Origin of the sequence: Anabaena sp. CCY 9613 (assembly GCF_963920895.1) — a bacterium.
Lineage (GTDB): Bacteria > Cyanobacteriota > Cyanobacteriia > Cyanobacteriales > Nostocaceae > Cyanocohniella.
On record NZ_CAWUDE010000015.1, the window covers coordinates 122,213 to 134,900 of the forward strand.

At 39.3% G+C, this 12,688-nt stretch carries 6 protein-coding genes; all 6 read left to right on the forward strand.

Features of this window, described 5'->3' with window-relative positions:
• Positions 1 to 3: 3 nt before the first annotated feature.
• Complete coding sequence (asnB, locus tag ACM0OT_RS17835; RefSeq protein WP_414565761.1) at positions 4 to 1,869, forward strand: asparagine synthase (glutamine-hydrolyzing); 1,866 nt, start codon at positions 4 to 6, stop codon at positions 1,867 to 1,869.
• Positions 1,870 to 1,914: 45 nt separating this feature from the next.
• Positions 1,915 to 2,736, forward strand: coding sequence for an aspartate/glutamate racemase family protein (locus ACM0OT_RS17840; RefSeq protein WP_414565762.1), 822 nt, complete (start codon positions 1,915 to 1,917; stop codon positions 2,734 to 2,736).
• A 7-nt stretch (positions 2,737 to 2,743) separates the two neighbouring features.
• Positions 2,744 to 4,609, forward strand: a complete 1,866-nt coding sequence (locus ACM0OT_RS17845) for a non-ribosomal peptide synthetase (RefSeq protein ID WP_414565763.1) — start codon at positions 2,744 to 2,746, stop codon at positions 4,607 to 4,609.
• The gene (locus ACM0OT_RS17850) at positions 4,606 to 8,793 is read left to right on the forward strand and encodes an amino acid adenylation domain-containing protein (protein ID WP_414565764.1); all 4,188 of its coding nucleotides are present in this window, start codon (positions 4,606 to 4,608) and stop codon (positions 8,791 to 8,793) included. The genes ACM0OT_RS17845 and ACM0OT_RS17850 overlap by 4 nt, the downstream gene beginning before the upstream one ends.
• A 64-nt stretch (positions 8,794 to 8,857) precedes the next feature.
• Positions 8,858 to 12,166: a type 2 lanthipeptide synthetase LanM family protein gene (locus tag ACM0OT_RS17855; protein WP_414565765.1), complete on the forward strand. Its 3,309-nt coding sequence runs from the start codon at positions 8,858 to 8,860 to the stop codon at positions 12,164 to 12,166.
• 65 nt (positions 12,167 to 12,231) lie between these two features.
• On the forward strand, positions 12,232 to 12,570 hold the full coding sequence (locus ACM0OT_RS17860; RefSeq protein WP_414565766.1) for a hypothetical protein: 339 nt from the start codon (positions 12,232 to 12,234) through the stop codon (positions 12,568 to 12,570).
• Positions 12,571 to 12,688: the final 118 nt, after the last annotated feature.

Sequence of the window (12,688 nt, forward strand, 5' to 3'; positions counted from 1 at the left end):
ATTATGTGTGGCATTTCTGGATATTTTGATATTTCTAAAGAGCGCATTCCAGAAAAGAAAATTCTGGAAGATATGGCTGATACATTAATTCATCGAGGGCCGGATTCATCGGGATATTTGATTAAAGAAAATTTAGGCTTAGGCTTTCGTCGATTAAGTTTAATTGATTTAGCAGGTGGTAATCAACCGCTATACAACGAAGATAAAACAATTGTTTTGATATGTAATGGAGAAATATTTAACTATCTAGAATTAAAAGATAAATTAATTAAAAAAGGTCATAAATTTCGCACCAATACAGATGTAGAAGTTTTGATTCACCTTTATGAAGAATATGGGCTAGATTTTTTAAATCAACTCAATGGTCAATTTGCCTTTGCTCTTTATGATTATCAAGAACAACAATTAATTTTAGCTAGAGATCAAATGGGAATTTGTCCACTGTTTTATACAATTGTGGATAAATTTTTGATTTTTGGCTCAGAAATCAAAGCAATCTTAGCACATCCGTTAGTTAAGCGTGAAGTTGACTTAGTGGGTTTAGATCAAATCCTTACATTTCCCGGATTAATAAGTCCGCGAACTATGTTTAAAGATATAAACAGTTTAAAGAGCGGTCATTATCTTCTAATTAAAGATTCTCAAGTAAAAGTTACAGAATATTGGGATTTAAATTATCCGCAACTTAATGAAACTGCTTCTATCCAACCAGAAAGTTATTATACAGAAAAATTACAAGAGCTTTTGATCCAATCGGTGAAGTATCGGTTACACGCTGATGTTCCTGTGGGAGTATATGTTAGTGGTGGTTTAGATTCTTCATTAATTGCAGCTATAGTCAATAAAATACGCCCAGAAATTGATACACATTCTTTTTCTATTGGCTTTACAGATAAAAATATATGTGAGTCAAAATACCGAGAAATTCTCTTCAAAAAACTAAACTTTATTCATCATGATACTTGGTTTGATTGGCATCAAATTAGTGATGGCTTAGTCAAAGCAATTTATCATTCTGAATGTCCGCTCAAAGAAACCTATAATACAGCTTCTTTGGCTCTTTCTAATTGTGCCAGAAATAATCATATTAAAGCTGTGTTAACAGGAGAAGGAGCCGACGAACTATTTGCAGGTTATGTCGGCTACCGTTTGGAACAATTACGAAATAATCAAAGAGATTATAGTTTAGAATCTGTATTAGAAGATGAGTTACGGCTTAAGGTATGGGGAGATGAAAATATTTTTTATGAAAGAGATTTATATTCTTATCGAGAAACAAAGTTAGCTTTATATTCTTCAGAAATTAACGAAAGATTTAGCGAATTTGACTGTCTTAATTTTGAATTAGTTAATCAAGATAAACTCCGAAATAGGCATTTTATTCATCAAAGGTCTTATCTTGATTTTAAATTAAGGTTATCAGACCACTTGGTTGCTGATCATGGCGATCGCATGGCTTTAGCTAACTCTGTGGAAGCGCGATATCCATTTTTAGATATTAATTTAGTTGAATTTACCAAAGAAATACCACCACATTTAAAACTGAATAATTTACAAGAAAAATATATTCTTAAACAATCAGCAAAAGACTTTCTTCCCCCAGAAATCATTGAACGGGAAAAATTTGCTTTTCATGCACCAGGAAGCCCCAATTTATTAAAACAAAATATCGAATATATCAATGATATCTTATCCAGTGATTTAATTAAAAAGCAAGGTTATTTTAACCCAGTCACTATCAATAATCTCAAAAACAGATATCTACAAGATGGCTTTCACCTCAATCTTCCCTTTGACATGGACTTGTTAATCATACCCCTAACTTTTGGGGTATTTTTGCAAGAATTTAAAATGCCTGACATTAATTAATGGTATTCAATTTATTTAAACATATAAGGAAGGTTTACTGACAAAATGAAAAATAATCACAAGAGGGAAATATTAGGTGTTTTAGGTGGTATGGGGCCTTTAGCATCAGCTGAATTTTTAAGGACAATTTATGAATATAATATTTTAGGTCAACGCGAACAACAATCTCCTAAAGTTATTGTTTATTCTGATCCTACATTTCCTGACCGTACAGAAGCTTTGTTGAGGGGAGAATATGAAATTTTACTTACTAATTTAATAGCAGCCTTATATCAATTGTGCGAATTAGATGTTTCAAAAATTGTCATCTGTTGCATAACATCTCATTACTTATTCCCTAAACTACCTTACGAATTAAGAGATAAAATTATTTCTTTAGTAGATATCATTTTTAAAAAAATTTTAGAACGACAACAAAAGCATCTATTAATTTGCTCAACTGGAACACAAAAACTAGGAATATTTCAAAAACATATTCTCTGGGAGTTTGCTCAAGATTATATTATCTTACCTAATGCAAATGACCAAAATTTAATTCATAAAATGATTTATTATCTAAAAATTAACGGTGAATATCAAAAGTGCATTCCTATTTTAGATACTTTAAAAACCAAGTATAATGTTCAAAAAATGATTGCGGGTTGCACTGAAATTCATTTATTAAATAAAACTTTTAGAAAAATTCCCAATAAGCAAGAAGAAAATATTTTTTTAGATCCGTTGATGATTATTGCTGAAGAACTATGGAGTATGTCAATTCTCCAAGAGTATACTGATTTACCAAATACAATTGCTGCTTTTAAATTTTTCTCGCAAATATTTTCACCAGATTTAAATGTCCCCCAAACAGTAGGTAAATATAATTAAAAATCTTATGAATTATCAAATTTATATCCAAGATTGGTTTAGTCAAACTGCTGAAAAACATAGCAACAATATTGCTATTGATTGCGGCGAAAAAAAATTCACATACAGCGAAATTGAAACTCAGTCCAATAAGTTAGCAAATTTTCTCATTGAACATGGTGCTAGTAAAGGCTCGATGGTGGCGATTTTAGCGCAAGATTCTGTGAAATTTATTATTGCAATTATCGGTATTTTAAAAGCAGGCTGTGTCTTTATACCGCTAGTTACTGATTTACCTGAACACCGAATTAATACTATACTTTCCGAAGCGACTCCACAATGGTTGATTGTTGATGCAACAGGATTCACGAAAATTAGTAATGGTAAAATAGCAGAGTTTTTACAGTCGCAAGTTATTTGTCTGGACGAAAATGCAATTTTTGATAATTATCCAAAATATAATCAGGTAAATAAGCCGAATATTCAAGTAGAACCAGACGATATGTGCTACTTATACTTTACCTCTGGTTCGACGGGAAAGCCAAAAGGAATAGCAGGACGGCTGAAGGCTATTTCTCATTTTATTAATTGGGAAATTACAACATTAGGTATTACAGAAGGTACTAGAGTTAGTCAATTAATAACTCCTACTTTTGATGCTTTTTTACGAGATATCTTTGTGCCTTTATGTTCTGGTGGAGTAGTTTGTATACCGGAAGAAATTGATACTATTCTTGATGCCAGAAAGTTAATTGAGTGGATAGATAAACAGCAAATTAATCTTATTCATTGTGTGCCTTCTTTATTTCGTTCTATCTTGAATGAAGATTTACATCCAAAAAGATTTTCATCTTTACAGTATATTCTTTTATCTGGAGAACCCCTGCTACCTGCGGATGTTAGCCGATGGATGGAGGTTTATGGTGAGAGGATTCAGTTAGTCAATCTTTACGGCGCTTCGGAAACGACAATGACAAAGTTCTTTTATTTCGTCAAACCTACTGATAGTCAACGGCGATTTATTCCCATTGGCAAACCAATGGAGGGAGCGGCGGCTTTAGTAGTTGATGAACGAGGAAAAGTTTGTCCTCCGGGAATGGTGGGTGAAATTTATGTTCGGACTCCCTATCGCACATGGGGATATTATCAGCAACCTGAGTTAATTAATAAAGTTTTTATTCCCAATCCTTTTAGTGATAATCCCGATGATATTGTTTATAAAACAGGTGATTTAGGTCGCATTTTAGAAGATGGAAATTTTGAATGTTTGGGTCGTCGAGATGGACAAGTAAAAATTAGAGGCGTGAGAATAGAATTAGGAGAAATTGAAAATCAACTGCGGTTACATTCATTGATTAACGATGTAGTTGTTGTAGATAGAGATGATGCAAACGGTAATAAATACCTGTGTGCTTATGTTGTACTGAAAGAAGAACTTGAATCAGGTAAATTGAGAGATTTTTTATTAGAATCTCTACCCGAATCGATGATACCTTCGGTATTTGTAGTTATGGAAGTTTTGCCGAGAACCATCAGTGGTAAAGTTGATAGGCGATCGCTTCCTGCACCCAACCGCCAACAAAACCGAACTTTTGTACCACCCCGCACACCCATCGAAACGCAATTGGCGCAAATCTGGGGACAAGTTCTGAATCTTAATCGCGTAGGATTAAACGACAACTTTTTTGAATTAGGCGGACATTCCCTCAACGCTACTCAGCTTGTATCTCGTATAGGCAAAGCCTTTCAAGTAGAATTGCCTTTGCGATCGCTCTTTGATTCACCAACATTAGCCACCCAAGCCGAAAGCATCGAAACTCTGCGTTGGGCAAAACAAAGACCCCTAGTTTCGCAATTTCAGATTGACGGCGCATTGGAGGAGGGAGAATTATGACCACCATCGAGTTTTTGTCCGATCTGCGTCAGCTCAATATCAATCTTTGGGTGGAAGGCGACCGCCTCCGTTATAGCGCCCCCCAAGGAACCCTTACCCCTGCTCTCAAAGCCGAGTTATCAGAGCGAAAAGCAGAAATCCTCAACTTTCTCACTCCTGCAACTTCTCAACCATTACTACCCACCTCACGGAATGGCAAACTTCCTCTTTCCTTTGCTCAACAACGGTTGTGGTTTCTCGACCATTTGCACCCTCACAACCCCGCATACAATATTTCTGGAGCAGTGGAAATCCAGGGATTACTCAACGTAGCAGCACTAGAGCAAAGCCTGAACGAAATTATTCGTCGTCACGAAATCTGCCGCACCACCTTTCAGGTAGTAGATGGAGAGCTAATGCAAGTTATTGCTCTCAACTTTACCTTAAGGCTTAATCAGGTGGATCTTAGCCATCTGCCAAAAGAACATCAGCAAGCAGAAGTGACGCGACTAGCAACCAAAGAAGCACAACAACCCTTTGATTTATCTACAGGGCCTTTGTTGCGGGCGACTCTGCTGCAATTAGATGAATTGCATTATGTATTAATTTTGACCGTTCATCACATTATCTTTGATGCTTGGTCTATGGGTGTGCTGATTGAAGAATTAGGCACACTTTATGAGGCAAATTCTTGTAGTATCAAGAATACACTTCCTGAATTACCGATCCAATATGTAGACTTTGCAATTTGGCAGCGACAGTGGTTACAGGGTGAAGTGCTAACCACCCAGCTGAATTACTGGAAACAGAAACTAGGTGGTGATTTGCCGTTGTTACAGTTACCTAGCGTTAGCGAAGCTCGCCGTAGGCATCGCCCACGTCCATCATTGCCAAATTTTCAAGGAGCAAAGCAACAGCTAACATTGCCCAAAACTCTCACAGAGGGGCTGAAGAAATTGAGCCAGCAGCAAGGGGTAACTCTGTTTATGTTGTTGCTGGCAGCATTTAAAACCTTACTTTACCGTTACACAGGACAAGAAGATTTACTAGTAGGTACAGCTACAGCAGGTCGCAACCAACCGGAAATCGAACCATTAATTGGCTGTTTTGTCAATACCTTGGTGCTACGAACAGATTTTTCCGGCAACCCAACTTTTTTGACGCTGTTAGAACAAGTGCGAGAAGTAGCGCTGGAAGCATACAACTACCAAGACTTGCCCTTTGAGAAGTTGGTGGAAGAACTACAGCCAGAACGCCACCTGACTCACTCGCCACTATTTCAAGTTGGGTTTGCTTTCTACAATGCGCCCAAAACAGAATTGAGACTTTCTAACTTAACCTTGAGTTCTCAGCCGATAGATAACGGCACAGCCAAATTAGATTTAACCTTGTCTTTTAAAGAAAGCGATGTAGGATTGACGGGGTGCTTGGAGTATAAAAAAGAACTGTATGATGCCGCTACAATTACCCGGATGTTGTCTCATTTGCAAACTTTGTTAGAAGGCATTGTTACAAATCCACAACAGCGATTGGATGAGTTGCCTTTATTGACACCAGCAGAACGTCATCAATTACTATCCGAATGGAACAATACTCAAACAGATTATCCTGCTGATGTCTGCGTTCATCAGTTATTTGAGGCTCAAGTTGAGCGCACCCCAGAAGCGATTGCGTTAAACGCACGCTCCGCGAACGCGTTAATTTTCAACGACTCTACAATTACCTATCAAGAGTTAAACGCCCAAGCCAATCAACTAGCTAACTATCTGCGGGCGATCGCTATCAAACCAGAAATGCGGGTAGGAGTTTGCATAGAACGAGCGCCCAAAACAATTGTCAGCATTTTAGCCATTCTCAAAATCGGTAGTGTTTATGTACCCCTAGACCCTGGCTATCCCAAAGAACGCTTAACTTTCATGATGGAAGATGCCAGATTGTCGGTATTGCTCACCCAAAAATCATTAGACATTCAACCAGGAGAAAGAACAACTGTAGTTCACCTAGATCGAGAATGGGAATTTATTGCCCGACACAGCGATATTAACCCGACGCAAGTTGTTACGCCTGATAATCTAGCCTACATAATTTATACATCCGGCTCTACAGGTAAGCCCAAAGGAGTGCTTCTAGAACATCGAGGATTGTGTAACCTAGCCACAGCACAAATTCAAGCTTTCAACGTTCAACCTGATAGCCGTGTCCTTCAGTTTGCTTCCCTCAGCTTTGATGCTTCGGTCAGTGAAATTTTCATGGCTTTGGTAGCAGGAGCAACACTATGTTTAGCAACCACTGATGATTTACTGCCTGGTACAAACTTATTGCGGTTGTTGCGCGATCGCGCCATCACAACGCTCACCCTACCACCATCTGTCCTAGCAGTACTACCTGCTGAAGAATTGCCAGATTTACAGACAATCATCGTTGCTGGGGAAGCTTGTTCTGCCGATATCGTGGCGTGCTGGGCTGCTGGTCGTCGCTTCTTTAATGCCTACGGGCCGACCGAAACAACCGTCTGTGCCACCATTGGCGAATGCAGCGATACCCAAAATCAACCGTCTATCGGTCGTGCGATCGCTAATACCCAAGTTTATATTCTAGATCGTCATCTCCAACCCGTTCCCATCGGCGTACCAGGAGAACTATACATTGGCGGTATTGGACTTGCCCGTGGCTACCTTAACCGTCCAGACTTAGCCGAGGAGAAATTTATTCCCAATCCGTTTACTCAGGACTCACAGGAGCGTTTATATAAAACTGGCGACTTGGCTCGTTATCTGCCAGATGGCAATATAGAATTTCTTGGTCGCATTGACCATCAAGTGAAAATTCGAGGTTTCCGCATCGAACTAGGGGAAATCGAAACGATACTGCGCCAGCACCCAGATGTACTAACCTGCGTTGTCACAGCCTACGAAGATAATTCTAATAAGCGTTTAGTAGCTTATATCGTTCCTCGAAATAACATCACAATTAATCAGCAACAACTAAAGGACTATCTTAAAAAACACTTGCCAGATTACATGGTACCTTCCGCACTGATGATCCTAGAAACTCTACCTCTGACACCAAACGGTAAGGTAGACCGCAAAGCACTTCCTACCCCCGATAGAAGTCTCAACCCAGAAACCTTTGTTACTCCCCGCGACAGCTTAGAACTAGAACTAGCGCAGATTTGGGAAGAAGTTCTCAACCTTCGTCCTATTGGTGTGACAGATAATTTCTTTGACATTGGTGGTCATTCCTTACTAGCAGTGCGTCTCATGGCTTTGATTCAGCAACAGTTCCGGCGGGAATTACCCCTATCAACTCTTTTCCAAGGTGGGACAATTGAAAAACTAGCGATTATTCTCCGCTCCAACATCTCTGAGCGTCCTTGGTCTCCCCTAGTAGGTATTCAAACCGCAGGTTCCCAGCCTCCTTTATTTTGCGCTCACCCAATCGGTGGTAACGTTCTGGGATACATCGCTTTAGGGCGTTATCTCAGTCCAGAACAACCACTTTATGCGTTGCAAGCACCAGGAGTAGAAGGACAACAACAGCCTTATACCGAGATCCCCGAATTAGCCAGTTATTATATCGAAGCTATACAAGCTTTCCAGCCTGTCGGCCCATACTTTTTGGGCGGTCACTCCTTTGGTGGACTAGTGGCTTTTGAAATGGCTCAACAACTCCAACAGCAAGGACAAGAGATAGGCTTGTTGGTCATTATAGATACACCAGCACCAATTCACGCGGGAGTTATAGAACCCATAGATGATGCTCGGTGGTTAGTGAAGCGATCGCAAGTTCTAGAACGCTTTTTTGGTAAAAAAATATCAGTTGACTACACAGAACTCCAGCAACTAGAACCAGAAGCCCAATTCAACTACTTTTTAGAAAAATTGAGACGAGTTAATCTCATTCCTCCCGACGCTGGACGTAATATGATTCGCCGCATCATAGAAGTTCAAAAAGCCAGCCACCAAGCCTTAATCAATTACGTACCGCAGGTATATTCCGGTAAAATTACCCTCCTACGTGCCTCTGAGATGGTAGCAGAAGATTCTGGAGGTGTATTTGCTCAAAGCTTTCAAAAACCTGCTTTGGGTTGGGGTGAATTAACAACTCAACCGATAGAAATCCATGAAGTACCCGGCGATCATGTGACGATGCTATCTGAACCTCATGTCCAAGTGTTAGCAGATAAGTTGAAATGTTGCCTTTAATTGTGCTGGTTCTCACTCCAAATGGAATAATTTAATTTTGGGATATTATGCCAGGATATGAATAATGATAAATGAAAACTTAGCACATATTATTTCTCAAGCAAGTTCTTTATCAGAACGCCTCAATAAAAGTTCCGTATTAATTAACGAACAACAAACAAACAATAAATTTTTAGAGCATTGGTGTGAAGTTGTTGCTTCAGGTAATTGGGAAAATTTCCACAAGCGATTGCAATGGGATGGATTAGATATTGATACAGTTCGTTCTGTATTATCGAGTGTAAATTTAACAGAATCAGAGCCGCTTCCAACCTGGGCAGAAACTTTAAGAAAAATTATACAAACTTCTGCCGAATGGCATTTGAATGAAGTAGCTTCAGAAAATTTGCAATTCCTTATTAACGATGAAAAGCCGTTACCTTTTGCTGATATATGGCTTCCTGCTATCTTAGTAGGACGACAGAAATTACTCACTAGTTTGGGAGAGGTATCATTATCATCAGATTGCTTACCATTAAAACTACTTTCGGAAAAAGCTTACCAACAACTAGAGTGCAGTTTACTAAAGAGGTTAGTAAATCTCAGTGCCAAAACCCTACAATTGGAATTTAATACTTTTCGTCCCGATAATTATAATCTGCTCAATTTGATGCTAGAAAAATTGAATTTATTAGCAGAGGCACAATCAAACAATCCTACTAAACAATACTATATTAATTTTGTTAATAAACTCCTCCACGATGGCTTATTAACATTTTTTCAGCAATATGCAGTTTTGGGTAGACTAATAGCAACTACTGTTGATTTTTGGGTGGAAGCAACAGCAGAATTTATCCAACGCTTGCAAACTGACAAAGCTAAAATTGAATCTATTTTAAATGTTACTGAAAATTATTTGGGAAAAATTACAGAGATATCTGGTTCTCTTTCAGACTTTCACAATCGCGGTCGTTCTGTCTTAATTTTCACTTTTACATCTGGACAAAAGTTAGTTTACAAACCCAAAAATTTAGGTTTAGAAGTCATCTATAACCAGTTATTAAATTGGTGTAATCAGCAGAGCGCACCTTTACCGTTTCAAGTTATTAGATTACTAGATTGCCATACCTATGGTTGGGTTTTGGATTATGTAAAACAACAGCCGTGCGAAGATGAAGCAGCAGCGCAACGATTTTATCAGCGTGCTGGGATGCTGTTGTGTTTATTGTATGTTCTGGGGGGAAATGATTGTCATTACGAGAATTTAATTGCTAGCGGTGAACATCCGGTGTTGATTGATGCGGAAACTCTCTTGCACCCACAAGCCAATCCCATAGAAGGTTCGGTGCAATCCATCGCAGAAATGACTGAAATTGAGCAACAGTTTCAGGATTCTGTGTTGCGGACTGGACTTTTGCCTCGTTGGGACTTTGGCGCAGATAAACGAGTTGCTTACGATATTAGTGCAATGGGTAGTGTGAATCCCCAGCAAGCACCTTGGCGAGTTCCGCGCTGGAAAGCTGTCAATACGGATGAAATGCATTTGGCGTATGAGAAAGTTGAGTTAGATGTTCAGGCAAATGTACCCATATTACATGGAGTTGCTCTTTCACCGAACGATTACTTAGAAGAAATCGTCACGGGGTTTAGGCAAATGTATGAATTTTTGAGCGATCGCCGACAAGCATTACTAGCAAATCATAACTTTCTGACATTATTACAAACCCAGCAGATACGATATATTTTTCGCCCTACTAATTTTTATCACCTACTTTTAGAAAAGACGTTGGCTCCAGAATTTTTACGTTCTGGAATTGAGCGTAGTATTGAACTAGATATCGTTTGTCAAACTTGTCTGACATCTGAACAAAAACCTCTGGCTTGGGCAATTTTGCAATCAGAAATTCAAGCTTTGGAACAGTTCGATATTCCCTACTTTGGTGCATCTTGTAGCAGTGATGCTCTAAACATTGGGCTAAAGCAACCATTAGAAAAATATTTTAAACAACCAAGCTATAACCAATTTCTCAAGCGTTTACAAAACCTCAATCAAACAGATTTAGCTAGCCAAATAGGAATTGTCCGGGGTTCTTTTTATGCCAGAGTGGTACAAACTTCTGTTGCTGAAGAAGCATCAAAACCCAACTTATTATCTGATTTCTCACAAACTGCTCCTTTAACTTCTTGTGAATTACTCCAGAAAGCAGAAGCGATCGCTTCTGAAATTGAAGCAAGATGTCTGCGTGATACTGCTGGTAATGTCAACTGGATTGGCTTCGGTTATGTACCCAATGCTGAACGTTTCCAATTCCAGCCTTTGGGTTTTAGTCTCTACGATGGTAGTTGTGGTGTAGCTTTATTTTTGGCGGCTATTGCTCATGTCACAGATAATAGTCATTGGGGTCACTTGGCTGTGGATGCTTTACAATCTTTGCGGACAGTATTGCAGACATCCAATGATTTATTCACGCAAAAATTTGCTCGACGCATGGGAATAGGTGGTGGAACAGGAATTGGCTCGATTATTTATTCTTTAGCCAAAATTAGCCAATTTTTAGCAAATCCAGGACTTTTAGAAGATGCCCAGTTAGCTGCTAAATTAATTACACCAGAACTCATTGCAGCCGACCAACAACTAGATGTTATCGGGGGAGCAGCAGGAGCAATTTTAGGATTATTGTCACTTTATCAGCAAATCGGTGATGGAAAAATTTTAGACCAAGCTAATGAGTGCGGTCAGCATTTGCTTACCCACCGCGTCAGCGAAGATGAGCAACCCAAAGCCTGGAAAACCATAGCTCAAAAGCCATTGACAGGTTTTTCACATGGAGCATCCGGGATTGCATATGCTTTATTGCGGCTTTATGATGTCACCAAAAACCAAGCTTATTTACAAGCGGCTGAGGAGGGAATTGCCTATGAACGCAGTGTTTTTTCAACCGCCGCCGCGAACTGGCCTGATTTGCGCCAACACCAACCTAAATTTATGGTTACTTGGTGTCATGGCGCTCCTGGTATTGCACTGTCACGCTTGGGCATTTTGTCAATATATCAAAGAAATGAAATATATCAAGATATAGAAATTGCATTACAGACAACTCAGAAGTATGGTTTGCAAGGTATAGACCATCTTTGTTGCGGCAATTTTGGCCGTATAGAAGTTTTATTGGTAGCAGCCCAAAAACTATCTCGTCCCCAGTTGCTAGAAATTGCTCAGAAAAAGACAGCTTGGGTGGTAACACAAGCAGATAAAATAAGTGCGTACCAACTGTTTAATAACTTGCCTAATTCCTTGTTCAATCCTGGGTTTTTCCAGGGAACGGCGGGAATTGGCTATCAGTTGTTACGGCTGGCGTACCCAGAAGTGCTGCCAGCAGTACTGCTGTGGGAATAAGCCAATTAATTAATTAATTAATTATGATTACTAGTATCTTCTCGCTGGTTTGGCTTCGACATTTCGTGAATCTTTTTCAACCTCACCGCCTAGTTGTTTCTCTGGCTTTGTGTAGTCTGTTGTTCATCATTGGTGCTCGCAGCTTCATCCTGCCGAAAATTGATGCAACACCAACTTCTCAATTGGTCTTAGTGTCTTCACGGGAACCAACTACTTTTAATTATGCCTTGACTGACTCTCCCTATGGCGTTGTCCGCTTTATGAATGAGGCATTAGTCAGGGAAAATGGCATCACAGCAGAGGTAGAGCCAGTATTAGCTGAATCTTGGGAAATTTCTGAGGATCAACGTCAAGTAATCTTTACTCGAATGGCACTAAGAAAAGCGGAAAGGTATGCAGGATAAGGACTACAGCTTTTAAAGCTATTGAACAATGAAGGGAAGGGTGAGGCGAAAGCTTTCAGCACTGAATGGCACTAAGAAAAGCGGAAACCCTTATTGATTAAGCAGTCTGCAATTGTTT